Source organism: Streptomyces sp. NPDC059787 (assembly GCF_042732315.1).
Lineage (GTDB): Bacteria > Actinomycetota > Actinomycetes > Streptomycetales > Streptomycetaceae > Streptomyces > Streptomyces atrovirens.
In genome coordinates this window covers 1-24,075 of the sequence record NZ_JBHWHX010000039.1, presented here as the reverse complement: position 1 = coordinate 24,075, position 24,075 = coordinate 1, and the positions used below count along the sequence as shown (strand labels likewise).

Here is a 24,075-nt window from a genome sequence, read left to right as displayed (position 1 = left end):
GGCCCGTGGTGGGCGGGCGGTGGGGCTCAGCCCTGCTGTCGTGACGGCCCGCGCCAGGTCGGGCGGAGTGACAGCACCCGTTGCCGCACCCCGGCCCACCATGCCGACACCGCCCACACCGCCCGCACACTCGACCGCGGAGCGAACACCGCCCGCACCCGCACCCGCCGGCCGCCGGCCGAGGCCCGCAGCCCCGCGGCAACTCCCCGCACCTCGTCCGCCAGCCCCACCACCGGCCGCGGCCGAGGCGCGTACAGGACCTGCTCCACCGCATCGGCCACCCGGTGCACCGACGCCGCCGCACCCGGACCGAGCCGGCCCAGCCGCACGATCCGGTCCGCCGCCCCGCGCGGGGTCAGCGACTCGTCCGGCGCGATGCCGTAGTCCCACGCCGTGTCGGTCAGCTCGTCCCAGACGGCCAGGACGTACGGCACCGCCTCCGCCTCCGACCGGCCGTGCCCGCCCAGCCGCACCGCCCGGGTCCTCACCCGCCACAGCATCGGCGACAGCGGCAGCACCAGCACCACGAGACCGGCCAGCACCCACCCCAGCAGCGCGTACCACTTCGGCCCGTCACCGCCCGCGGGCAGAGCCGCCTGCGGCGACTCGCTCTCGCACGCCCCCAGCTTCCGCCGCTCCGCCGTGCAGCTCTCGCTCTCCGAGGGCTCCGCCGACGGCTCCGCGGACGCGGTCTGCGAGGGCCGGGCGGGATCGGGCACCGTGTTCTCCGCGGTGTCCTGCACGGTGTACGACGGCGTCGAACCACGGGTCGGGGTCGGCTCGAACCGGGTCCAGCCCACACCCTCGAAGTACAGCTCGGGCCAGGCGTGCGCGTCCCGCAGCGTGACCGCGATCGTGTCGTCCGGCTGCCGGGTGCCGGGCGCGAAGCCCACCGCGACCCGCGCCGGTATGCCCAGCGAACGCGCCATCGACGCCATCGCGAAGGAGAAGTGCACGCAGAAGCCCTGCTTGTCCCGCAGGAAGCGGGCGATCGCCTGCGAGCCGCTGCCGACGTCGACCTCGGTGTCGTACTCGAAGCCGCCGTACAGCGTGAAGTACTCCTGGAGCTTGACCGCCTGGTCGTAGGCGCTGGTCGCGCCCTCGGTGACCTCGCGGGCGGTGCGGGACACCACGGCAGGCAGCGAGTCCGGCAGCTCGGTGTACTCGCGCTTCAGCGCGGGCGGCGGCTGCGGCGCGCCGGCCAGCTGCTCCGCCGTGGGCCGCACATGGAGGCTGCGCACCTCGTACGTCAGACCGCGCGTGTTCTGCCCGTGGTCGCCGACCAGTGTCATGCCGACGGGTTCGTAGCGCCAGTTGCCCCGGATGCTCACCCCGCTCGGCGGGTACGGCATCGGCAGCCAGTCCTGGCCGTACGAGTCGGCGGTCGAGATCGTCGTGCCGATCTCCGTGCGCGCGATCTCGGGGCCGAGGCCCGGCGGGGTCGGGAACGTGCCGTCGGGGACGGTGGTGATGGACCGCTTCGACGGCTTCCACGTGGTGCCGTCGAAGTCGTCCAGGGACACGATCCGCAGATACAGGTCCGACACGTCCGTCATCTCGGAGCGCACCGACATGACCTGGCGGTCCTCGTCCTGGTTCAGCGAGTCGCGCAGCGACACCAGCGGGTTCACCGCGGAGATGGTGCCGCCCCCGCCGGAGCCCGAGCCGACCCCCGTACCGGCGGGGCCCAGCAGACCGCCGTTCATCGCGGGCAGGGCGAGCGGCACCACCAGGGCGATGCCCAGCGCGACCGCGCCGATCCGCCGCCCGGTGCGCACAGGTGCGACGGCGCCGGGCGAGTCCCCGCCCGGACCGGGCGCCCCGCCGAACACGCGCCCCCACTGGGAGAGCCGGTCCCGGCCCTCGGCGAGCAGCAGCATCAGATAGCCGGCCGCCGCCAGCAGGAACCACAGCCAGTCGATGCCGTTGTCGGCCAGCCCCGCGGCCACCGAGTACAGGGCGAGCAGCGGCAGCCCGGCCGGGGCCGCGCTGCGGAAGGTCACCGCGAGGGTGTCCACCAGCAGCCCGATCACCAGCACGCCGCCGACCAGCATCAGCCGGATGCCGTCGGACAGCGGCGCCGGGATCGCGTACCGGCTGACGTCGTCGCCGCCCTGCTCCAGCAGCTCGGCGAAGAAGCGGATGGCGTCGGGGCCGGGTACCAGCCCGGCGAGGGCGTGCTCACGCGCGAACATCAGGGTCAGCAGCACCAGCGTCACCAGGAACTGCGCCGCCACCGTCAGCGGACGCGCCAGCGGCACCCGCCGGGCCGCCGCGCCCACGCCCGACTGCACCGCCAGCAGAAACGCCGCCTGGAGGATCCAGGTCGCCGGGTCGACCAGCGGCAGCAGGGCGCACGCCGCCATCAGTGTGGCCGCCCACGCGCACAGCGTCAGCCTCGCCCGTCCGCTGATCACGGTCCCTCCCCACCGCTCGCCGCGGCCAGGCCCGAACGCTCCCGGTCCGCCTGCCGCCACAGCTCGTCCAGCGAGGCGCCCGGCGGCACGCCCAGCGCCGTCCAGCCCGCCTCGCGCAGCATCCGCAGCCGCTCCCCGCGCCGGTCCGACGCGCCGGGCACCTCGGCCGGTTCCCGCAGCCAGGTCCCGCTGTCCAGCAGGAAGGCGAGTGCGCCTCCGCCGCGCTGCCGCATCCGGGCGAGCACCGCGGCCTGCTCCTCGTCCAGGTCGCCGAGGAAGGCGACCAGCAGCCCCTCGTTCCCGCCGCGCAGCACGTCGTAGGCGCGGGACAGGCCCTCCTCGTCGGAGTGGTCCACCACGGCGAGGGTGTCCATCATCAGCCCGGCCGCGTCCGCCGACTCCTGGTTCGCCCCCGCGAACCCGTCGGAGCCCTCGCCGGGCACCGAGGTGCCGGTGTCGGTCAGCAGCCGCACCGAGAAACCCCGTTCCAGCATGTGCACCAGCACGGAGGCCGCGCCGGACACCGCCCACTCGAACGCCGAGTCCGGTCCGGCGCCCGCGTAGGCGACGGCCCGGGTGTCGAGGAGCACCGTGCACCGGGCGCGCTGCGGCTGTTCCTCGCGGCGCACCATCAGCTCGCCGTAGCGGGCGGTGGAGCGCCAGTGCACCCGGCGCAGGTCGTCGCCGTAGCGGTAGCCGCGCGGGATCACGTCGTCCTCGCCGGCCAGCGCCAGCGCGCGCTGCCGCCCGTCGCCGTACCCCTTCGCCTCGCCGCTCAGCCGGACCGGCGGCAGCGGCTCCACGCGCGGGATCACCGTCAGCGTGTCGTACGTGGAGAAGGACCGGGTCAGCTCGCACATCCCGAACGGGTCGGACAGCCGCAGCTGCAGCGGACCCAGCGGATAGCGGCCGCGCAGATCGGAGCGGACCCGGTAGGACACCTCGCGGCGCCCGCCCGCCTCCACCCGGTCCAGCACGAACCGCGGGCGCGGGCCGAGCACGTACGGCACCCGGTCCTGGAGCATCAGCAGGCCCGTGGGCAGCCGCGAGACGTTCTCCATCCGCAGGTGCACCCGCGCCTCGGAGCCGGCGGGCACCCGGCCGGGGGAGAGCCGGCGGCTGCCGGCGACCCGGTAGCGGGTGCGGTAGAGCACGGCCGCGCACACCAGCGGCAGCACCGCCAGCAGCAGCCCGACCCGCAGCAGATCGCTCTGCCCGAGCACGTACGCGCAGATCGCGGCGGCCACACCGGCGGCCAGGAAGGAGCGCCCGCGGGTGGTGAGACCCGCCAGGGCCGTCCTGAGGCCGCTCCGGTCGCCCCGGTCGCCCTCCGTCTGGACCGTGCCCGCGGCGGGGCCCGCGGTCGTCATCACAGCCTCCGGGGCGGCTGCTGGCCGTAGCCCGGCCCGCCGCGGCCGAGGCCGCTCTGCCGCGGGGCGTCCGCGGGCACCGGGGTGCGCTGGAGGATCTCCTGCACCACCTGCTCGGAGGTGCGGCGGTTGAGCTGGGCCTGGGCGGTGGGCAGCAGCCGGTGGGCGAGGACGGCCGCGGCGAGCGCCTGCACATCGTCCGGCAGCGCGTAGTCCCGGCCGCCGAGGGCCGCCGACGCCTTCGCCGCGCGCAGCAGATGCAGGGTCGCGCGCGGTGAGGCGCCGAGTCTGAGATCGGGGTGTGTGCGGGTGGCGGCGACCAGGTCCACCACGTACCGGCGGATCGGTTCGGCCACGTACACGTCGCGCACCGCCTCGATCAGCTTCAGGATCTCGTGCGCGTGCGCCACCGGCTGGAGGTCCTCCAGCGGGGAGACGCCGCCGTGCACGTCCAGCATCTGCAGCTCGGCCTCCGCGCTCGGGTAGCCGACCGAGACGCGGGCCATGAAACGGTCGCGCTGGGCCTCCGGCAGCGGGTAGGTGCCCTCCATCTCGACCGGGTTCTGCGTCGCCACGACCATGAACGGGCTGGGCAGTTCGTAGGTCTTGCCGTCGATGGTGACCTGGCGCTCCTCCATCGACTCCAGCAGCGCGGACTGCGTCTTCGGCGACGCGCGGTTGATCTCGTCGCCGATCACCACCTGCGCGAAGATGGCGCCCGGCTTGAACTCGAAGTCGCGGCGCTGCTGGTCCCAGATGGGCACGCCGGTGATGTCCGAGGGCAGCAGGTCCGGCGTGAACTGGATCCGCCGCACCGAGCAGTCGATGGACCGCGCCAGTGCCTTGGCCAGCATCGTCTTGCCGACTCCCGGGACATCCTCGATGAGCAGATGTCCCTCGGCGAGCAACACGGTCAGCGAGAGCCGTACGACCTCGGGCTTTCCCTCGATCACGCCTTCCACCGAACTCCGCACGCGCTCCACCACGGCGGTCAGATCAGTGAGGCTCGCTCGATCGTCATAGGTCGTCACCCGGCCCTCCTCGGCCCTTCCCCGCGCTCCCCAAGGAGCGGGGGCCCCAAATGTCCCGGGCCGACGCCTTGCTGTGCGGACCGGCCCACCCCGAATCACGGACACCACGCGGGAAAAGTTCCGCGTGACACCACTCCCGCATTGTTGCCGCCGTTACCGATTCGTGTCACTCGCCTGTGGACAACTGACAGCGATATGTCAGGTCTTACGACGTCGCACGGGGCCCGGAGTCCGGGTTCCCTCCGGGGCGGGCGGCCAGGTCAGGCGGGGTCGATCTCGCGCAGCCGGCCCGACTTCACGTCGAAGACGAAGCCGCGCACGTCGTCGGTGTGCAGCAGGAACGGCGAGGTCCGCACGCGCTGCATCGACTGCCGTACGTCCTGGTCCACGTCCCGGAAGGCCTCCACGGCCCAGCCGGGACGCTGGCCCACCTCCATCTCCAGGTCGTGCCGGAACTCCTCGGTGAGGGACTCCAGACCGCAGCCGGTGTGGTGGATGAGGACCACGCTGCGGGTGCCCAGGGCGCGCTGGCTGATGGTCAGCGAGCGGATCACGTCGTCGGTGACGACACCGCCCGCGTTGCGGATGGTGTGACAGTCGCCGAGCGACAGGCCCAGCGCGGCGTGCAGGTCGAGGCGGGCGTCCATACAGGCCACCACGGCGACGTTCAGGACCGGGCGGGCGTCCATGCCGGGGTCGGTGAAGGCGGCCGCGTACTGCTGGTTGGCGTCGACCAGACGGTCGGTGACCGTGCCGTGGCCGGAGGTGGCGTTCTGGGGGCCGGTGGGAACCGATGCGGAAGTCGTCATACCCATGACGTTACTGGTCACCTGGGCATCGGGCCCGTTGTGAGAGGTGACAAAGAACGTCAGCGAGCCTTGGTGTGAGGTAACCCACAGGGGTGGTGTGGGCCCCCTCCTACGGGTGATGTGTCCGATCCGCCCCTTGACCCGCCGCGCGGGCCGCGACGCGCAGGCCGGTTGATTGACCGGGCGGGACCGTGGACTAAAGTGGCGCGAAGCGGGAGGCGAGAGCACCCGCCGCACTGACTTTCCCGGATCCCCCGGCGACGATCGGGTGGATCCCCCCGCGTGCGCGGCGCGCACGTACGGCCCGGCCTCCTCCCGCCGCCGCCCGGCCTGCGCCTGACGGCGTCGGCCGCCCCTCACCGGGGAGGGCGGGAACCCGGCGGTGCGTGAGCGCCGTGCCGGACTTGAGAGGGCCACAGTGAAAGGGCGCGAAGCGCTTCCGCATGAGGGTGGTGGCGGGCGACGGGTGGGACGGAGTCGACACGTCCCGGTGATGCTCCAGCGGTGCCTGGACCTGTTGGCGCCCGCCCTGGAGCGGCCGGGAGCGGTGGTGGTCGACTGCACCCTCGGGCTCGGCGGCCACAGCGAGGCCCTGCTCCGGCGGTTCCCCGAGGCGCGGCTCGTCGCCCTGGACCGCGACAAGGAGGCGCTGCGCCTGTCCGGTGAGCGGCTCGCGCCCTACGGCGAGCGGGCCACCCTGGTGCACGCCGTCTACGACGAGCTCCCCGACGTCCTCGACCGGCTCGGGCTCCCGCGCGTGCGGGGCGTCCTGTTCGACCTCGGGGTGTCCTCCATGCAGCTCGACGAGGCCGGCCGCGGCTTCGCCTACGCCCAGGACGCCCCCCTCGACATGCGCATGGACCAGACGACCGGCGTCAGCGCCGCCGAGGTCCTCAACACCTACCCGCCCGGCGAACTCGTCCGCATCCTGCGCGCCTACGGCGAGGAGAAGCAGGCCAAGCGCATCGTCTCCGCGATCGTGCGCGAACGAGAGAAGGAGCCGTTCACCAACAGCGCCCGCCTGGTCGAGCTGATCCGCGACGCGCTGCCGCAGGCCGCCAAGCGCACCGGCGGCAACCCGGCCAAGCGCACCTTCCAGGCCCTGCGGATCGAGGTCAACGGCGAGCTGTCGGTGCTGGAGCGGGCGATCCCCGCGGCCGTGAAGGCCCTCGACGTCGGCGGACGGATCGCCGTGCTGTCGTACCACTCCCTGGAGGACCGGCTCGTCAAGCAGGTGTTCGCGGCCGGCGCCGCCACCACCGCCCCGCCCGGCCTCCCGGTCGTCCCCGAGCAGTACCAGCCCCGGCTCAAGCTGCTCACGCGCGGTGCCGAACTTCCCACCGAGGAGGAGATCGCCGAGAACCGGCGCGCGGCCCCCGCGCGGCTGCGCGGCGCCGAGCGGATCCGGGAGGACGTCGATCGAGGCACGGACGGGTGAGACACGGACGGTGAGGCACGGACGGCGCACGAGGCGGGTGACGGGCGGCCGGGCGGACGGGTGGGAAAAGCGAACTCAGGGGAGCGTGAGTGAGTAGGAAACCCGAACTGAAGGGGCGGCCCGAGCTGAAGGGGCGGGCGGCCCGGCTCACGCATCTCCTGCCCACCGGGCGCGCCCAGGCGGCGCGCACCCCCTTCGTCCTCCTCGTCGTCACCCTCCTCGGCGGCGGTCTGATCGGCCTCCTGGTGCTGAACTCCGCCCTCAGCGAGGGCGCGTTCCAGCTCGACGACCTCCAGCGGGAGACCAAGAACCTCACCGACGAGGAACAGGCCCTGCAGCGGGACATCGACGCCTACTCCGCCCCCGACGCCCTTCAGCGCCGCGCCCGCGAACTCGGCATGGTGCCCGGCGGCGACCCCGCCTTCCTCGGCCCCGACGGCAAGGTCAAGGGCGTACCCGGTGCCGCCTCCGCCGCCCGGGCGCCCCTGGTCCTCGCGCCCGAGGCGCCGGCCGCCGCGACGGTCCCGCCGCCCACCGCCTCCACGCCCTCCTCCTCATCGACCCCCGGCAGGTGACGGAAGTGTCCGACAGGGAACCGCCCCGCCGCCGGGTGCCCGGCCCCGCCCGCCCGGCCGCCGGACAGCGTCCAGGGCCCGGCGCCCGCCCGGCCCGCAGGCCCGCGGGGCCCCGCCCCGCGCCCCCGAAGGCCATCCGGCTGGGCAGCCCCCGCCCCCGGCTGCGTCTGATCGGCGTCGTCCTGACCCTGGTCCTGCTCGCCTTCGTCGTACGCCTGTTCCAGGTGCAGGCCGTCGACGCGAGCACCTACGCCGCCAAGGCCGACCGCAACCGCTACGTCGGCCAGGTGCTGGAGGCCGAGCGCGGCGGGATCACCGACCGCCACGGCGTGTCCCTGGCGACCACCGAGGACGCCTACGACATCACGGCCGACCCCACGATGTTCGCCCCGGACGAGCTGGAGATCGCCGACGGCCCCGAGCAGGCCGCCGCCCTCCTCGCGCCGATCCTCGGCCAGGACCAGGACGAGCTGGTCGGGAAGCTGCGCCCGGAGAACAAGGCCCTGCGCTACGTCAAACTGGCCGGCCGCCAGACCCCGCAGACCTGGAAGCAGATCAAGGACCTGAAGGCCGCGCTCGCCAAGAAGGCCGGGACCGACGAGTCCACCGCCAACGTCCTGGCCGGCGTCTTCTCGGTGCCCACCAGCAAGCGGGTGTACCCCAACAGCGAGCTCGCCGCCGGGATACTGGGCTGGGTCAACGCCGAGGGCAAGGGCGGCGGCGGCATCGAGCTCCAGCTGAACGAGCGGCTGGCCGGCGAGGACGGCAAGATCCGCTACGCCCAGTCCGGCGGCCGTCTCGTCCCGACCGCGGGCTCCACCGAGACCCCGGCCGTGCCCGGCGACGACGTCGAGCTCACCATCGACCGCGACATCCAGTGGGCCGCGCAGAACGCCATCAGCGAGCAGGTGAAGGAGTCCGCGGCCGACCGCGGTTACGTCATCGTCCAGGACACCCGCACCGGCGAGGTCCTCGCGATGGCCAACGCGCCCGGCTTCGACCCGGGCGACCTCTCCGAGGCCGACCCGGACGCGCTCGGCAACGCGGCCGTCCAGGACGCCTTCGAACCCGGCTCCACCGCCAAGGTGCTCTCCATGGCGGCGGTCCTCGAGGAGAACGCCGCCACCCCCGCCACCCACGTCGTCGTGCCCAACCGGCTGCACCGCGGCGACCGGCTCTTCAAGGACGACATCGACCACCCGACCTGGTACCTGACGCTCAACGGCGTACTCGCCAAGTCCAGCAACATCGGCACCATCCTCGCCACCGGCCAGCTCGGCAGGACCCAGGCGCAGGCCAACAAGGTCCTCTACGAGTACCTGCGCAAGTTCGGCCTCGGCAGCCACACCGGGATCGGCTTCCCCGGTGAGACCAAGGGCATCCTCGCCCCGCCGGACGAGTGGTCCACCTCGCAGCAGTACACGATTCCTTTCGGCCAGGGCGTCTCCGTGAACGCCATGCAGGCCGCGTCCGTCTACTCGACCATCGCCAACGGCGGCGTCCGCGTGGAACCCACCCTCGTACGCGGCTCCACGGGCCCCGACGGGCGCTTCACCCCCGCCCCGGAGCCCGAGAGGACCAGGGTCGTCAGCGAGAAGACGGCGAAGACGCTCGCCCGGATGCTGGAGTCGGTCGTCGACGACGAGGAGGGCACCGGCACCAGGGCGCGCATCCCGGGCTACCGGGTCGCGGGGAAGACGGGTACGGCGAACCGCGTGGATCCGGCCACCGGCAGATATCACGGCTACACCTCGTCCTTCGCCGGCTTCGCGCCCGCCGACAAGCCCAGGATCACCGTCTACTGCGCCATCCAGAACGCCACCGAGGGCAGCTACTTCGGCGGCCAGATCTGCGGACCCGTGTACAAGCAGGTCATGGAGTTCGCTCTGAAGACCCTTCAGGTGCCGCCGACCGGCGCCGACCCCGCCGACCTCCCGGTCACCTTCAAACCCTGAACCGTACCGAGTACCGAGCCACCAGGAACCACCCCGTGACGACGATCACCCCCGACCCCGGGAACCAGGGCGGCCCCCGCCCCTCGCCCACCCGTCGCCCACCACCACCCCTGCCGGACCGCGCTGAGCGCGGGCCCCTCTTTTCCTCCCGAGCCGGTACGCCCGGTACGCTCACCGCCGTGCCACACGCTGATCAGTCCCAAACCACCCAGAAGGGCCACCCCGTGACATATCCGGGACCGCCCCGTCCGGTTCAGGTCTCCGCCACACCTCTCGCGGAACTCGCCGGTCAGCTGGGTGCCCCCGCGCCGGAACAGACCGCCGACGTCACGGGCATCACCCATGACTCGCGCGCCGTCCGCCCCGGCGACCTGTACGCCGCCCTCCCGGGCGCCCGCGCCCACGGCGCCGACTTCGTCACCCAGGCCGCCGGCCTCGGCGCGGTCGCCGTGCTGACCGACCCGTCCGGCGCCGAGCGTGTCGCCGCGGCCGGACTGCCGGCGCTGGTGGTCGACGACCCGCGCGCGAGGATGGGCGAGCTGGCGGCCACCATCTACGGCCGTCCGGGCCGCGAGCTGCTCCAGCTCGGCATCACCGGCACCTCCGGCAAGACCACCACCGCCTACCTCGTCGAGGGCGGCCTGAGGACCGTCCACAGCACGGGACTGATCGGCACCGTCGAGATGCGCATCGGCGACGAGCGCATCAAGTCCGAGCGCACCACGCCCGAGGCCACCGACCTCCAGGCCCTGTTCGCCGTCATGCGCGAGCGCGGCACCGACGCGGTCGCCATGGAGGTCTCCAGCCACGCCCTGGTCCTCGGCCGGGTCGACGGCTGCGTCTTCGACGTCGCCGTCTTCACCAACCTCAGCCCGGAACACATGGAGTTCCACTCCGACATGGAGGACTACTTCCGGGCCAAGGCACAGCTGTTCACGCCGGAGCGCAGCCGGCTCGGCGTGGTCAACGTGGACGACGAGTACGGCCGCCGGCTCGCCAAGGAGGCCGGTGTCCCGGTCGTCACCTACTCGGCCGAGGGCCACCCCGACGCCGACTGGCGCGCCGAGGACGTCGAGGTCGGCCCGATGGACTCGACGTTCACCGTGATCGGCCCCGAGGGGGAGCGGATCGGCGCCAGGTCGCCGCTGCCGGGGCCCTTCAACGTGGCCAACACCCTCGCCGCGATCGTCGCCCTCGCCGCCGCCGGACTGGACCCGCAGGCCGCCGCCGACGGCGTCGCCGCCGTACCGGGCGTGCCGGGCCGGCTGGAGCGCGTGGACGCCGGACAGCCGTACCTCGCGGTGGTGGACTACGCCCACAAGACCGACGCCGTGGAATCGGTGCTCCGTGCCCTGCGCAAGGTCACCGAGGGCCGGGTGCACGTCGTGCTGGGCTGCGGCGGCGACCGCGACGTGACCAAGCGGATGCCCATGGGCGCCGCCGCCGCGCGGCTCGCCGACACCGCCGTACTGACCTCCGACAACCCCCGCTCCGAGGACCCCCTCGCGATCCTCGCCACCATGCTCCACGGCGCCGCCTCCGTGCCCGCCCACGAGCGCGGCGAGGTGCAGGTCTTCGAGGACCGGGCCGCCGCGATCGCCGCCGCCGTCGCACGGGCGCGGCCCGGCGACACGGTGCTGGTCGCCGGCAAGGGCCATGAGCAGGGGCAGGACATCGCCGGGGTGGTGCGTCCCTTCGACGACCGCCAGGTGCTTCGGGAAGCCATCAAGAAAACCCAGGGATGAACTTGTGATCGCCCTCTCCCTCGCCGAGATCGCAGAAGTCGTCGGCGGGCAGACGCACGACATACCGGACCCGTCCGTCCGGGTCACCGGACCGGTCGTCCGGGACTCGCGGGAGGCGGGTCCGGGCAGCCTGTTCGTCGCCTTCGCGGGCGAGCGCGTGGACGGCCACGACTTCGCGGCGCAGGTCGTCGAGGCGGGCGCGGTCGCCGTGCTCGCCTCCCGGCCCGTCGGGGTTCCCGCGATCGTCGTGGCGGACGTCCAGACGGCTCTCGGTGCCCTCGCCCGGCACGTCGTCGGCCGGCTCGGCACCACCCTCGTCGCGCTCACCGGCTCGGCCGGCAAGACCAGCACCAAGGACCTCATCGCCCAGGTCCTGCGGCGCAAGGCACCGACCGTCTTCACCCCCGGCTCGCTCAACAACGAGATCGGCCTGCCGCTCACCGCGCTCACCGCCACCGAGGAGACGAAGTTCCTCGTGCTGGAGATGGGAGCGCGCGGAATCGGCCACATCCGATACCTCACCGGTCTGACGCCCCCGAAGGTCGGACTGGTCCTGAACGTCGGCTCCGCCCACATCGGCGAGTTCGGCGGCCGGGAGCAGATCGCCCAGGCCAAGGGCGAGTTGGTGGAGGCCCTGCCCCCGGCCGAGGAGGGCGGCGCCGCGATCCTCAACGCGGACGACCCCCTCGTACGGGCCATGGCGTCCCGTACGAAGGCGAAGGTGATCCTTTTCGGAGAGTCCGACGAAGCGGACGTTCGTGCCGAGAACGTGCGACTCACGGACAGCGGACAGCCTTCCTTCAGGCTTCACACACCCTCCGGTGCATCCGATGTGACCATGCGCCTGTACGGTGAGCATCACGTGTCGAACGCGCTCGCCGCGGCCGCCGTCGCCCACGAGTTGGGCATGTCCGCAGACGAGATCGCCACCGCGCTCTCCGAGGCGGGCTCCCTCTCCCGCTGGCGGATGGAGGTCACCGAGCGCCCGGACGGCGTGACGGTCGTCAACGACGCCTACAACGCGAACCCCGAGTCCATGAAGGCAGCGCTGCGCGCGCTGGCGGCCATGGGCAAGGGACGCCGTACGTGGGCGGTGCTCGGCAAGATGGCCGAGCTCGGGGACGAGGCGCTCGCCGAGCACGACGCGGTCGGACGGCTCGCCGTCCGGCTCAACGTCAGCAAGCTCGTCGCGGTCGGGGGCAGGGAAGCCGCCTGGCTGCAACTGGGCGCATATAACGAGGGTTCGTGGGGTGAGGAGTCGGTGCACGTGTCCGACGCACAGGCGGCGGTCGACCTGTTGCGCAGCCAATTGCGCCCGGGGGATGTCGTACTCGTGAAGGCGTCCCGTTCGGTCGGGCTCGAGAGCGTGGCGCAGGCGCTGCTCGAGACCGGTGCCGAGGGTGAGGTCTCCGCCCGATGATGAATCAGATCCTGTTCGCAGGAGTCATTGGCCTCTTCCTGACGCTGATCGGCACCCCGCTGCTGATCAAGCTGCTCGCGCGCAAGGGGTACGGGCAGTACATCCGTGACGACGGCCCGCGCGAGCACGCCAGCAAGCGCGGTACGCCGACGATGGGCGGTATCGCCTTCATCCTGGCGACGGTCGCCGCGTACTTCCTCAGCAAGGTGATCAGCGGCGAGCCGCCGAGGTACTCGGGCGTGCTGGTGCTGGGCCTGATGGTCGGCATGGGTCTGGTCGGCTTCCTGGACGACTACATCAAGATCGTCAAGCGGCGTTCGCTGGGTCTGCGGGCCAAGGCGAAGATGGCCGGCCAGCTCATCGTCGGTATCGCCTTCGCGGTGCTCTCGCTGCAGTTCGCGGACTCCCGCGGACAGACCCCGGCCTCCACGAAGCTGTCGTTCATCACGGACTTCGGCTGGACCATCGGTCCGGTGCTGTTCGTCGTCTGGGCGCTGTTCATGATCCTGGCGATGTCGAACGGCGTGAACCTGACCGACGGTCTGGACGGTCTCGCCACCGGCGCCTCCGTGCTCGTCTTCGGCGCCTACACCTTCATCGGCGTCTGGCAGTTCCAGGAGTCCTGCGCCAACGGCGAGACGCTGACCAACCCGGGCGCCTGCTACGAGGTGCGCGACCCGCTGGACCTCGCGGTCGTCGCCTCCGCGCTGATGGGTTCCTGCCTCGGCTTCCTGTGGTGGAACACCTCCCCGGCCAAGATCTTCATGGGCGACACCGGTTCGCTGGCGCTCGGCGGTGTGCTCGCGGGTCTCGCGATCTGCTCCCGCACCGAGCTGCTGCTGGCCATCCTGGGCGGTCTGTTCGTCCTCATCACCATGTCGGTGGTCATCCAGGTCGGCTCGTTCAAGCTCACCGGGAAGCGGGTCTTCCGGATGGCGCCGCTCCAGCACCACTTCGAACTCAAAGGCTGGTCCGAAGTCCTTGTGGTGGTCCGCTTCTGGATCATCCAGGGCATCTGTGTGATCGTCGGACTGGGCCTCTTCTACGCGGGATGGGCAGCGGACAAGTGACCGACTGGCAGGGGAAGAACGTCACCGTCGCCGGACTCGGCGTCTCCGGTGTCCCGGCGGCCAAGGTGCTGCACGGGCTCGGCGCGGAGGTCACCGTCGTCAACGACGGGGACGACCCGCGCGCCCGTGAGCAGGCCGCCGAACTGGAGGCGCTCGGCGTCACCGTCCGCCTCGGTGACGGGGCGACCCTGCCGGAAGGCACCGAGCTGATCGTCACGGCCCCCGGCTGGAAGCCGGACAAGCCGCTGTTCGCGGCGGCGGACGCGGCCGGGGTGCCGGTGTGGGGCGACGTCGAACTCGCCTGGCGGCTCAGGAAGCCCGGCGCGGCCCCCTGGCTCGCGGTCACCGGCACCAACGGCAAGACCACGACCGTCCAGATGCTCGCCTCCATCCTGAAGGCGGCGGGCCTGCGCACCGCCGCCGTCGGCAACATCGGTGTCTCGCTCCTGGACGCCGTGCTCGGCGAGGAGCAGTACGACGTGCTCGCCGTGGAGCTGTCCAGCTACCAGCTCCACTGGGCGCCGTCCCTGCGCGCCCACTCGGCGGCCGTGCTCAACCTCGCCCCCGACCACCTCGACTGGCACGGCTCCATGGAGGCGTACGCCAGGGACAAGGGCCGTGTCTACGAGGGCAACCGCGTCGCCTGCGTCTACAACATGGCCGACAAGGCCACCGAGGACCTGGTCCGCGAGGCCGACGTCGAGGAGGGCTGCCGCGCCGTCGGCTTCACCCTGGGCACGCCCGGTCCCTCCCAACTCGGCGTCGTGGAGGGCATCCTGGTCGACCGCGCCTTCGTCGAGAACCGGCAGAAGAACGCCCAGGAGCTCGCCGAGGTCTCCGACGTCACCCCGCCCGCCCCGCACAACATCGCCAACGCCCTTGCCGCGGCGGCCCTCGCGCGGGCCTACGGGGTGCCCGCGAGCGCCGTACGGGACGGCCTGCGGGCCTTCACCCCGGACGCCCACCGCATCGCGCACGTCGCCGACGTGGACGGGGTCGCGTACGTCGACGACTCCAAGGCCACCAACACCCATGCCGCCGAAGCCTCGTTGGCGGCCTACGAGTCGATCGTGTGGATCGCCGGCGGGCTCGCCAAGGGCGCCACCTTCGACGAACTGGTCGCCGGCTCGGCGAAGCGGCTGCGCGGTGCCGTACTGATCGGCCGGGACCGTGCCCTGATCCGCGAAGCCCTCGCGCGACACGCCCCGGAAGTACCCGTCGTCGACCTCGACCGGACCGACACTGGGGCGATGCTCCGGGCCGTCCAGGAGGCGCGGCGGCTCGCCCGGCCCGGCGACACGGTGCTGCTGGCCCCGGCCTGCGCCTCGATGGACATGTTCGCCAACTACAACAAGCGCGGTGACGCGTTCGCACAGGCGGTGCGCGAGCTCGGCGCCTGACCCCGGCCCGCCTGGCGCCGGGCGACCTTGGGAGGGACGCGTGGGACCGTCGACGGCGTACAGCGGAGGCCAGGATGCCCGGTAGCCGTACCGGCCGCCCGCCCGTGCGGCGGGCCGTACGCGGACCCGTCGTACCCGGGCCCCCGCGCGAGAACCCCGTCCGCACCCTGGTCACCCGGGCGCGCAGGGCCTGGGACCGGCCGCTGACCGCGTACTACCTGATCCTCGGCGGCAGCGCGCTGATCACCGTGCTGGGGCTGGTGATGGTCTACTCGGCCTCCCAGATCACGGCGCTGCAGATGTCGCTGCCGGGCTCCTACTTCTTCCGCAAGCAGCTCCTGGCCGCCGGGATCGGCTGCGTACTGCTGCTGGCGGCCTCCAGGATGCCGGTGAAGCTGCACCGCGCCCTGGCCTACCCGATCCTCGCGGGCGCCGTCGTCCTGATGGCCCTGGTGCAGGTGCCGGGGATCGGGGTCGCGGTCAACGGCAACCAGAACTGGATCGCCCTCGGTGGCTCCTTCCAGCTCCAGCCCAGCGAGTTCGGGAAACTCGCGCTGGTGCTGTGGGGCGCGGATCTGCTCGCCCGCAAGCAGGACAAGCGGCTGCTGTCCCAGTGGAAGCACATGCTGGTGCCGCTCGTCCCGGCCGCCTTCATGCTGCTCGGGCTGATCATGCTCGGCGGCGACATGGGTACGGCGATCATCCTGACGGCGGTCCTCTTCGGCCTGCTGTGGCTGGCGGGGGCGCCGACCCGGCTGTTCGTCGGCGTGCTGTCGATCGCCGCGCTGCTCGGCGCGATCCTCATCCGCACCAGCCCCAACCGCATGGCCCGGCTCACCTGCCTCGGCGCCACCGAGCCCCAGACGGGGCCGGTCGACTGCTGGCAGGCGGTGCACGGGATCTACGCCCTCGCCTCCGGCGGAATTTTTGGTTCCGGTCTCGGTGCGAGCGTGGAGAAATGGGGCCAACTGCCCGAAGCCCACACGGACTTCATCTTCGCCATCACCGGTGAGGAACTGGGCCTGGCGGGGACACTGTCGGTGCTCGCCCTGTTCGCGGCTCTAGGCTATGCGGGTATCCGCGTGGCCGGACGCACGGAGGACCCCTTCGTCAGGTATGCCGCGGGAGGCGTGACCACCTGGATCACGGCCCAGGCCGTGATCAACATCGGTGCGGTGCTCGGTCTGCTGCCGATCGCCGGAGTCCCGCTCCCGCTGTTCTCCTACGGAGGATCCGCCCTGCTGCCGACCATGTTCGCCATCGGGCTGCTGATCGCCTTCGCGCGTGAGGACCCCGCTGCACGGATGGCGCTTGCCATGCGGCAACCCCGCTTTGGTAGAAAGCGGAACGGGGGTTCACAGCGGCCCCGCAGATGGAACACGATGCGACGGCGCGCCCCGGTGGCGCGTTCGTCCGGAGAGCGGTGAATTTCGGTGCATGTCGTACTCGCCGGCGGAGGAACCGCGGGCCACATCGAGCCCGCGCTCGCCCTCGCGGACGCCCTGCGCAGGCAGGATCCGACCGTGGGCATCACGGCCCTGGGCACGGAACGCGGCCTGGAGACCCGTCTCGTACCCGAGCGCGGGTACGAACTGGCGCTGATCCCCGCCGTACCGCTGCCGCGCAAGCCCACCCCCGAGCTGATCACCGTCCCGGGCCGGCTGCGCGGCACCATCAAGGCGGCCGAGCAGATCCTGGAGCGCACCAAGGCGGACGCCGTGGTCGGCTTCGGCGGCTACGTCGCCCTGCCCGGCTACCTCGCGGCCAAGCGGCTCGGTGTGCCGATCGTGATCCACGAGGCCAACGCCCGGCCCGGACTGGCCAACAAGATCGGCTCCCGGTACGCCGCCCAGGTCGCCGTCTCCACGCCCGACAGCAAGCTGCGGGGCGCCCGTTACATCGGCATCCCGCTGCGCCGCTCCATCTCCACCCTGGACCGGGCCGCCGTACGCCCCGAGGCCCGCGCCGCGTTCGGCCTCGACCCCAATCTGCCCACCCTGCTGGTCTCCGGCGGCTCACAGGGCGCCCGCCGGCTCAACGAGGTGGTCCAGCAGGTCGCTCCGTGGCTCCAGCAGGCCGGGATCCAGATCCTGCACGCGGTCGGCCCGAAGAACGAACTGCCGCAGGTGCACCAGATGCCGGGCATGCCCCCCTACATCCCGGTAAGTTACCTGGACCGGATGGACCTCGCGTACGCGGCGGCCGACATGATGCTCTGCCGCGCGGGCGCGATGACCGTCGCCGAACTCTCCGCCGTCGGGCTCCCGGCCGCCTACGTCCCGCTGCCCATCGGCAACGGCGAACAGCGGCTCAACGCCCAGCCGGTGGTCAAGGCCGGCGGCGGACTGCTGGTCGACGACGCGGAGCTGACGCCCGAGTGGGTGCAGCAGAACGTCCTGCCCGTGCTCGCCGACCCGCACCGGCTGTACGAGATGTCCCGCGCCGCCGCCGAGTTCGGCCGCAGGGACGCCGACGACCTGCTCGTCGGCATGGTGTACGAGGCGATCGCAGCCCGTGCGCACCGCTAGAGGCGTATGACGGAGGGCAGGCAACATGGCCGGATCGACCACCGCCGAGCGTGGTGAACGCAAGCGGGAGTCGTCCGGCCCGCCGCCGTCCGTCCGGCGGTTCGGACGACGGCAGGTTCGTCGGATCATCGCATCGGCCGTCGTCCTGGTGTTCCTCGGCAGCGGGGCTTTCTGGCTGCTGTACGGGTCGGACCTGGTGCGCGTGGAGCGCGTAGCGGTGTCGGGGACCCGGGTCCTGACCCCCACGGAGGTGCGCGAGGCCGCCGACGTCCCCCTCGGGGAACAGCTGGTCTCCGTCGACACCGACGCGATCGAGGCACGGCTTTCCGAGGCATTGCCCCGGATCGACACGGTTGATGTGGTCCGTTCCTGGCCGAGTGGGATCACACTGAAAGTGACGGAACGCACCGCTGTCCTCCTCGTCCACAAAGGCGGGAAATACATCGAAGTGGACGAGGAAGGCGTCCGGTTCGCCACGGTTTCCAAGGCTCCCGAAGGGGTACCCGCGCTGAAACTGACCGTTTCCAGGAGCGGTTCCGCGGCGGCGAGCCTGCGTCGCTTCGACGAGGACCGGCTGACCCGGGAGGCGGTGCGGGTGGCCGGCGCGGTCCCGGCCTCCGTGGCGCACGCCACCCGCAGCGTCAAGGTCCGTTCCTACGACGACATCTCGCTGGAACTGGCGGACGGCCGTACCGTCGACTGGGGAAGCAGTGAGAAGGGCGCCGAGAAGAGCCGTACCCTCACCGCACTGATGAAAGCGGAGCCCGGCGCGCGGCACTTCGACGTCAGCGTGCCCACAGCCCCGGCGTCAGCGGGGAGTTGACGCACATCAGCGCAGGCCAGCACCCTGGTTGGGCAGCGCTACGGCTGATCACATAGGGTGAAAAGAAAAACGGGAGGTTCGGCGTGTTCGTTGAACGGGCGCCACTTGTCGACTTAGTGTCCTGTTCAGAAGACTCCAGGGAACGGACACACTGGTAACCCTAAACTTCAACGTTAGGGTTCGGGTCGGCGCTACGGACCGTCCCATTCGGCATCAGTCGTCGGGTCGCGGGGGCATCAGTGCCTCAGCGGTCGGGCGACACGTAACTCGAGGCGAGAGGCCTTCGACGTGGCAGCACCGCAGAACTACCTCGCAGTCATCAAAGTCATCGGTGTCGGCGGCGGTGGTGTCAATGCCATCAACCGGATGATCGAGGTCGGTCTCAAGGGCGTCGAGTTCATCGCCATCAACACCGACGCGCAAGCCCTGTTGATGAGCGACGCCGACGTCAAGCTCGACGTCGGCCGTGAACTCACCCGCGGACTCGGCGCCGGAGCCAACCCGGCCGTCGGCCGCAAGGCCGCGGAGGACCACCGCGAGGAGATCGAGGAGGTCCTCAAGGGGGCCGACATGGTCTTCGTGACGGCCGGCGAGGGCGGCGGCACCGGCACCGGCGGCGCGCCCGTCGTGGCCAACATCGCCCGCTCGCTCGGTGCCCTCACCATCGGCGTGGTCACGCGCCCGTTCACCTTCGAGGGACGGCGTCGCGCGAACCAGGCCGAGGACGGCATCGCCGAGCTCCGCGAAGAGGTCGACACCCTCATCGTGATCCCGAACGACCGGCTGCTGTCCATCTCGGACCGCCAGGTGTCGGTTCTCGACGCCTTCAAGTCGGCGGACCAGGTGCTGCTCTCCGGTGTCCAGGGCATCACCGACCTCATCACCACGCCCGGCCTGATCAACCTGGACTTCGCCGACGTCAAGTCGGTCATGTCCGAGGCCGGTTCGGCCCTCATGGGCATCGGCTCGGCCCGCGGCGACGACCGCGCGGTGGCCGCCGCCGAGATGGCCATCTCCTCGCCGCTGCTCGAAGCCTCCATCGACGGCGCCCGCGGTGTGCTGCTCTCCATCTCCGGCGGCTCCGACCTCGGTCTGTTCGAGATCAACGAGGCCGCCCAGCTGGTCAGCGAGGCCGCCCACCCCGAGGCCAACATCATCTTCGGCGCGGTGATCGACGACGCCCTCGGCGACGAGGTCCGGGTCACCGTGATCGCGGCCGGCTTCGACGGCGGCCAGCCGCCCGCCAAGCGGGACAACGTCCTCGGGTCGTCCTCGGCCAAGCGCGAGGAGCCCGCCCCGGCGCGGCAGCCGGAGAGCCGCCCGTCCTTCGGCTCGCTCGGCAGCGTCACGCCGAAGGAGGACCCGGAGCCGCCGGCGCCGGAGCCGGTGCGCGACATCCCGGTCGTCCAGCCGCCGGTCCCGCCGTCGCGGACCTACGACAGCCCGGTCGAGGAACTGGACGTACCGGACTTCCTGAAGTGATAGGACGGCGCGAGAGCGTGAGCGGCGCGCACTTCGCCTTCACCGACCGGTGGGGCGGGGTGAGCGCCGCTCCGTACGAGGAGCTCAACCTCGGCGGGGCGGTCGGCGACGACCCCGGCGCCGTACGCGTCAACCGCGAACTGGCCGCCAAGTCGCTCGGCGTGGACCCGGCCCGGGTGGTCTGGATGAACCAGGTGCACGGGGCCGACGCGGTCGTGGCCGACGAGCCCTGGGGCGACCGTCCGGTCCCCGAGGTCGACGCGATCGTCACCGCGCGGCGCGGACTGGCCCTCGCGGTGCTCACCGCCGACTGCGTGCCGGTCCTGCTCGCCGACCCGGTCGCCGGCGTCGTGGCCGCGGCCCACGCGGGCCGGCCCGGCATGACCGCCGGGGTCGTCCCCGCCGCCGTACGGGCCATGACGGAACTCGGCGCCGACCCCACGCGGATCGTCGCCCGCACCGGACCCGCCGTCTGCGGCCGGTGCTACGAGGTGCCGGAGGCGATGCGCGACGAGGTGGCCGCCGTCGAACCGGCGGCGCACGCCACCACGAGCCGGGGAACACCGGCGGTCGACGTGGCCGCGGGTGTGCACGCGCAGCTCGAACGGCTCGGGGTGCGCGACCGGGAGCAGTCGCCGGTGTGCACGCTGGAGTCGGCTGATCACTTCTCGTACCGCCGCGACCGCACCACCGGACGGCTCGCGGGCTATGTGTGGCTGGACTGATGGGGCATGACGGACCGTAGGGACGAACTCGCCGCGAACCTGGCGAGAGTGGAAGAGCGGATCGCCGCGGCGTGCGCCGCCGCCGGACGCGGGCGGGACGAGGTGACCCTGATCGTGGTCACCAAGACCTACCCCGCGGACGATGTGCGGATCCTGTCCGGACTCGGGGTGCGTCATGTGGCCGAGAACCGGGACCAGGACGCCGCCCCCAAGGCGGCCGAATGTGCGGATCTGCCCCTTACCTGGCACTTCGTCGGTCAACTTCAGACCAACAAGGTGCGTTCTGTGGTGGGTTACGCCGATTTCGTGCAGTCCGTCGACCGTTCCCGGTTGGTGACGGCCCTCTCCGGGGAGGCCGTGCGGGCCGGGCGCGAGATCGGCTGTCTGATCCAGGTGGCGCTCGACGCCGACGCGAGCGGCCGGGGGGAGCGCGGAGGTGTGGCGCCCGCCGGTGTCGCGGAGTTGGCCGACCTGGTCGCGCGGTCCGAGGGGCTGCGGCTCGGCGGACTGATGACCGTCGCCCCGCTCGCCGGGGAGTACGCGGGACGCGAACGGGCGGCCTTCGAGCGGTTGATGGATTTGTCGACCGACCTGCGCCGGACCCATCCGACTGCGAACATGGTCTCGGCAGGGATGAGTGCGGACCTCGAACAGGCCGTGGCCGCCGGAGCGACACATGTGCGCGTCGGCAGTGCGGTACTCGGAGTCCGCCCCGGGCTCGGGTAACGTCGCCAAGAAGTCGGACCACAGCAGAAAATATGGTCAGTTCCGCCGAACAGCGGACGTAAAGACCTAGTGGATCGCGGGCACTTGGCGGTCGTCAGCGGATCCACCACAGAGCGGAGGACTAGGAGCATGGCCGGCGCGATGCGCAAGATGGCGGTCTACCTCGGCCTCGTGGAGGACGATGGGTACGACGGCCGCGGATTCGACCCAGACGACGACTTCGAACCCGAACTCGACCCGGAGCCCGAGCGGGACCACCGGCGGCACGAGCCGTCCCACCAGCCACACGTCTCACACCAGCCCCAAAGGGACGAAGAGGTACGAGTCGTCCATCCTCCCGCGCCGCGCGAACCGATCGCCCGATCCGCTTCGCTCCCCGCGGAATCGCCCCGCCCGGCGCGGATCGCGCCCGTGGCATCCATCACACAAGAACGCGCCAGCCTGGAGAAGAACGCACCGGTGATCATGCCCAAGGTCGTGTCGGAACGAGAGCCTTACCGGATCACCACGCTTCACCCCCGGACCTACAACGAGGCCCGTACCATCGGGGAACACTTCCGTGAGGGCACGCCGGTGATCATGAACTTGACCGAGATGGACGACACGGACGCGAAGCGACTTGTCGACTTCGCGGCCGGTTTGGTGTTCGGTCTTCACGGCAGCATCGAGCGGGTGACGCAGAAGGTGTTCTTGTTGTCGCCTGCTAACGTCGATGTCACGGCGGAGGACAAGGCCCGCATCGCAGAGGGCGGGTTCTTCAACCAGAGCTGAGACGCAGGACCGGATCAAGAGCGGTACAGGGGAGAGGGAAAAGCAGGCCATGAGCGTGTTCGCGCAGGTGATCTACATCGCGCTGATGGTGTTCCTCATCGTGCTGATCTTCCGTTTGGTCATGGATTATGTGTTCCAGTTCGCCCGCTCATGGCAACCCGGCAAGGCGATGGTGGTCGTCCTGGAGGCCACTTACACTGTCACCGATCCACCGCTGAAGCTTCTGCGGCGGTTCATCCCGCCGCTGCGTCTCGGGGGCGTGGCGCTAGACCTGTCCTTCTTCGTACTGATGATCATCGTCTACATCCTGATCTCAATCGTGGGCAATCTCGCGAGGTGACTGTGGACGATACGGTCTTGCCGACTGCCGATGACTACGTTGAGGTGAAGAGATGCCGTTGACCCCCGAGGACGTGCGGAACAAGCAGTTCACGACCGTCCGCCTCCGAGAAGGCTATGACGAGGACGAGGTCGATGCCTTCCTCGACGAGGTCGAAGCCGAACTGACGCGCCTGCTCCGCGAGAACGAGGACCTGCGCGCCAAACTGGCCGCGGCCACGCGCGCCGCTGCCCAGAACCAGCAGAACATGCGCAAGCCTCCTGAGCCTCAGGACCAGCAGCAGCAACAGCAGGGACCGCCCCAGGGCATGCCCCAGCAGGGCATGCGAGGTCCCGGCGCTCCGGTGCCCGCCGGCATATCGGGCCCGCCGCAGCAGCAGATGGGTGGCCCCATGGGTGGTCCGCCCCAGCTGCCGAGCGGTGCTCCTCAGCTGCCCGCCGGCCCCGGCGGACAGGGCGGCCCGCAGGGTCCCGGCCCCATGGGTCAGGGTCCCGGGCCGATGGGCCAGGGTCCTGGACCGATGGGTCAGGGTCCCGGGCCGATGGGCCAGGGCGGCCCGATGGGCCAGGGCGGTCCGATGCAGGGGCAGATGGGCCACGGCGGCCCGATGGGCGGTCCCATGGGCGGCCCCGGTATGCCCGGTCAGGGCGGCCCGGGTATGCCCGGTCAGGGCGGCCCCGGTGGTGACAGCGCCGCGCGCGTCCTGTCGCTGGCCCAGCAGACCGCGGACCAGGCGATCGCGGAGGCCCGTTCCGAGGCCAACAAGATCGTGGGCGAGGCGCGTTCGCGTGCCGAGGGTCTCGAGCGGGACGCCCGTGCCAAGGCGGACGCCCTGGAGCGGGACGCGCAGGAGAAGCACCGCGTCGCGATGGGCTCCCTGGAGTCCGCCCGCGCCACGCTGGAGCGCAAGGTCGAGGACCTGCGCGGCTTCGAGCGCGAGTACCGCACGCGGCTGAAGTCCTACCTGGAGTCGCAGCTGCGCCAGCTGGAGACCCAGGCGGACGACTCGCTCGCCCCGCCGCGCCAGCCCGCCGGCTCCGCGCCGTCGCTGCCGCCGTCCCCGGCGCCCTCGATGGCCCCCGCCGGTGCCGGTGCGCCGTCCTACGGCGGCAACCAGACGATGGGTGGCCCTCCCGGCGGTCAGGGCGGCCCGTCCTACGGTGGCGGTCAGCAGCAGATGCAGCCGGCGATGACCCAGCCGATGGCGCCGGTACGTCCGCAGGGCCCGTCGCCGATGGGCCAGGCTCCCTCGCCGATGCGCGGCTTCCTGATCGACGAGGACGACAACTGACGGCCTCCCGGCCATGAGTACGGCGTAGCGGTCGGCAGCGTTCAGGGGCGGGGCCCCGGGTTCACGGACCCGGGGCCCCGCCCTTTCGCTACGCGTGTCCACGGGGGTGCGGCGTTTGTTCGGGCCTGGGTGCGGTGTCCGACGTACGCAACGCCGAAG

At 71.8% G+C, this 24,075-nt stretch carries 20 protein-coding genes; 16 read left to right on the top strand and 4 right to left on the bottom strand.

Features of this window, described 5'->3' with window-relative positions; all coding sequences use genetic code 11:
- Positions 1-26 precede the first annotated feature (26 nt).
- From ACFV5H_RS28930 to ACFV5H_RS28915, 4 genes are all read right to left on the bottom strand, one after another.
- A complete protein-coding gene (locus ACFV5H_RS28930; protein ID WP_385197969.1) occupies positions 27-2,366 on the bottom strand; it encodes a DUF3488 and DUF4129 domain-containing transglutaminase family protein in 2,340 nt (779 codons plus the stop codon).
- Between the two features lie 47 nt (positions 2,367-2,413).
- Positions 2,414-3,787 (bottom strand): DUF58 domain-containing protein, encoded by a 1,374-nt coding sequence (locus ACFV5H_RS28925; RefSeq protein WP_385054018.1) that lies wholly within the window; start codon positions 3,785-3,787, stop codon positions 2,414-2,416.
- Positions 3,787-4,818 (bottom strand): AAA family ATPase, encoded by a 1,032-nt coding sequence (locus ACFV5H_RS28920; RefSeq protein ID WP_385197940.1) that lies wholly within the window; start codon positions 4,816-4,818, stop codon positions 3,787-3,789. Before ACFV5H_RS28920 ends, ACFV5H_RS28925 begins: the two co-directional genes overlap by 1 nt.
- A gap of 260 nt (positions 4,819-5,078) precedes the next feature.
- The gene (locus ACFV5H_RS28915; RefSeq protein WP_385054023.1) at positions 5,079-5,627 is read right to left on the bottom strand and encodes a beta-class carbonic anhydrase; all 549 of its coding nucleotides are present in this window, start codon (positions 5,625-5,627) and stop codon (positions 5,079-5,081) included.
- 466 nt (positions 5,628-6,093) lie between these two features.
- Here ACFV5H_RS28915 and rsmH point away from each other — a divergent pair, with 466 nt between their 5' ends.
- The 16 genes from rsmH (at position 6,094) to ACFV5H_RS28835 (ending at position 23,916) form a co-directional block, all read left to right on the top strand.
- A complete protein-coding gene (gene rsmH, locus ACFV5H_RS28910; protein ID WP_385197938.1) occupies positions 6,094-7,065 on the top strand; it encodes a 16S rRNA (cytosine(1402)-N(4))-methyltransferase RsmH in 972 nt (323 codons plus the stop codon).
- Between the two features lie 89 nt (positions 7,066-7,154).
- Positions 7,155-7,640 carry a septum formation initiator family protein gene (locus ACFV5H_RS28905; protein ID WP_385054027.1) on the top strand — a complete coding sequence of 162 codons (486 nt, stop codon included), beginning with the start codon at positions 7,155-7,157 and terminating at the stop codon, positions 7,638-7,640.
- Between the two features lie 5 nt (positions 7,641-7,645).
- The gene (locus ACFV5H_RS28900; RefSeq protein ID WP_385197936.1) at positions 7,646-9,595 is read left to right on the top strand and encodes a peptidoglycan D,D-transpeptidase FtsI family protein; all 1,950 of its coding nucleotides are present in this window, start codon (positions 7,646-7,648) and stop codon (positions 9,593-9,595) included.
- A 224-nt stretch (positions 9,596-9,819) separates the two neighbouring features.
- The gene (locus tag ACFV5H_RS28895; protein WP_385058318.1) at positions 9,820-11,340 is read left to right on the top strand and encodes a UDP-N-acetylmuramoyl-L-alanyl-D-glutamate--2,6-diaminopimelate ligase; all 1,521 of its coding nucleotides are present in this window, start codon (positions 9,820-9,822) and stop codon (positions 11,338-11,340) included.
- Positions 11,341-11,344: 4 nt separating this feature from the next.
- Positions 11,345-12,760 (top strand): UDP-N-acetylmuramoyl-tripeptide--D-alanyl-D-alanine ligase, encoded by a 1,416-nt coding sequence (murF, locus tag ACFV5H_RS28890; protein WP_385058316.1) that lies wholly within the window; start codon positions 11,345-11,347, stop codon positions 12,758-12,760.
- Positions 12,757-13,830 carry a phospho-N-acetylmuramoyl-pentapeptide-transferase gene (gene mraY, locus ACFV5H_RS28885; protein WP_030820598.1) on the top strand — a complete coding sequence of 358 codons (1,074 nt, stop codon included), beginning with the start codon at positions 12,757-12,759 and terminating at the stop codon, positions 13,828-13,830. The genes murF and mraY overlap by 4 nt, the downstream gene beginning before the upstream one ends.
- The gene (gene murD, locus ACFV5H_RS28880) at positions 13,812-15,230 is read left to right on the top strand and encodes a UDP-N-acetylmuramoyl-L-alanine--D-glutamate ligase (RefSeq protein WP_385058314.1); all 1,419 of its coding nucleotides are present in this window, start codon (positions 13,812-13,814) and stop codon (positions 15,228-15,230) included. Before mraY ends, murD begins: the two co-directional genes overlap by 19 nt.
- A gap of 74 nt (positions 15,231-15,304) precedes the next feature.
- The gene (gene ftsW, locus ACFV5H_RS28875) at positions 15,305-16,657 is read left to right on the top strand and encodes a putative lipid II flippase FtsW (RefSeq protein ID WP_385058312.1); all 1,353 of its coding nucleotides are present in this window, start codon (positions 15,305-15,307) and stop codon (positions 16,655-16,657) included.
- 6 nt (positions 16,658-16,663) lie between these two features.
- Positions 16,664-17,758, top strand: coding sequence for an undecaprenyldiphospho-muramoylpentapeptide beta-N-acetylglucosaminyltransferase (gene murG, locus ACFV5H_RS28870; protein WP_385058311.1), 1,095 nt, complete (start codon positions 16,664-16,666; stop codon positions 17,756-17,758).
- 25 nt (positions 17,759-17,783) lie between these two features.
- Positions 17,784-18,581 carry a cell division protein FtsQ/DivIB gene (locus ACFV5H_RS28865; RefSeq protein WP_385197934.1) on the top strand — a complete coding sequence of 266 codons (798 nt, stop codon included), beginning with the start codon at positions 17,784-17,786 and terminating at the stop codon, positions 18,579-18,581.
- Between the two features lie 288 nt (positions 18,582-18,869).
- A complete protein-coding gene (gene ftsZ / locus ACFV5H_RS28860; RefSeq protein ID WP_385058308.1) occupies positions 18,870-20,063 on the top strand; it encodes a cell division protein FtsZ in 1,194 nt (397 codons plus the stop codon).
- On the top strand, positions 20,060-20,788 hold the full coding sequence (gene pgeF / locus ACFV5H_RS28855) for a peptidoglycan editing factor PgeF (RefSeq protein WP_385058306.1): 729 nt from the start codon (positions 20,060-20,062) through the stop codon (positions 20,786-20,788). The genes ftsZ and pgeF overlap by 4 nt, the downstream gene beginning before the upstream one ends.
- 6 nt (positions 20,789-20,794) lie before the next feature.
- Positions 20,795-21,514, top strand: coding sequence for a YggS family pyridoxal phosphate-dependent enzyme (locus ACFV5H_RS28850; protein ID WP_385197932.1), 720 nt, complete (start codon positions 20,795-20,797; stop codon positions 21,512-21,514).
- Positions 21,515-21,643: 129 nt separating this feature from the next.
- Positions 21,644-22,285 carry a cell division protein SepF gene (locus tag ACFV5H_RS28845; RefSeq protein ID WP_073936563.1) on the top strand — a complete coding sequence of 214 codons (642 nt, stop codon included), beginning with the start codon at positions 21,644-21,646 and terminating at the stop codon, positions 22,283-22,285.
- Between the two features lie 49 nt (positions 22,286-22,334).
- Positions 22,335-22,625: a YggT family protein gene (locus ACFV5H_RS28840; RefSeq protein ID WP_004932337.1), complete on the top strand. Its 291-nt coding sequence runs from the start codon at positions 22,335-22,337 to the stop codon at positions 22,623-22,625.
- A 52-nt stretch (positions 22,626-22,677) separates the two neighbouring features.
- The gene (locus tag ACFV5H_RS28835) at positions 22,678-23,916 is read left to right on the top strand and encodes a DivIVA domain-containing protein (protein ID WP_385058302.1); all 1,239 of its coding nucleotides are present in this window, start codon (positions 22,678-22,680) and stop codon (positions 23,914-23,916) included.
- Positions 23,917-24,075: the final 159 nt, after the last annotated feature.

What these genes read in the sequence shown, in the direction of transcription:
- ACFV5H_RS28930 (WP_385197969.1), bottom strand. Translation starts at nt 2,366, where the DNA reads ATGGCGGCGTGCGCCCTGCTGCCGCTGGTCGACCCGGCGACCTGGATC.
- ACFV5H_RS28925 (WP_385054018.1), bottom strand. Translation starts at nt 3,787, where the DNA reads ATGACGACCGCGGGCCCCGCCGCGGGCACGGTCCAGACGGAGGGCGAC.
- ACFV5H_RS28915 (WP_385054023.1), bottom strand. Translation starts at nt 5,627, where the DNA reads ATGACGACTTCCGCATCGGTTCCCACCGGCCCCCAGAACGCCACCTCC.
- mraY (WP_030820598.1), top strand. Translation starts at nt 12,757, where the DNA reads ATGATGAATCAGATCCTGTTCGCAGGAGTCATTGGCCTCTTCCTGACG.
- murD (WP_385058314.1), top strand. Translation starts at nt 13,812, where the DNA reads ATGGGCAGCGGACAAGTGACCGACTGGCAGGGGAAGAACGTCACCGTC.
- ftsW (WP_385058312.1), top strand. Translation starts at nt 15,305, where the DNA reads ATGCCCGGTAGCCGTACCGGCCGCCCGCCCGTGCGGCGGGCCGTACGC.
- ACFV5H_RS28865 (WP_385197934.1), top strand. Translation starts at nt 17,784, where the DNA reads ATGGCCGGATCGACCACCGCCGAGCGTGGTGAACGCAAGCGGGAGTCG.
- ACFV5H_RS28850 (WP_385197932.1), top strand. Translation starts at nt 20,795, where the DNA reads ATGACGGACCGTAGGGACGAACTCGCCGCGAACCTGGCGAGAGTGGAA.
- ACFV5H_RS28845 (WP_073936563.1), top strand. Translation starts at nt 21,644, where the DNA reads ATGGCCGGCGCGATGCGCAAGATGGCGGTCTACCTCGGCCTCGTGGAG.
- ACFV5H_RS28840 (WP_004932337.1), top strand. Translation starts at nt 22,335, where the DNA reads ATGAGCGTGTTCGCGCAGGTGATCTACATCGCGCTGATGGTGTTCCTC.
- ACFV5H_RS28835 (WP_385058302.1), top strand. Translation starts at nt 22,678, where the DNA reads ATGCCGTTGACCCCCGAGGACGTGCGGAACAAGCAGTTCACGACCGTC.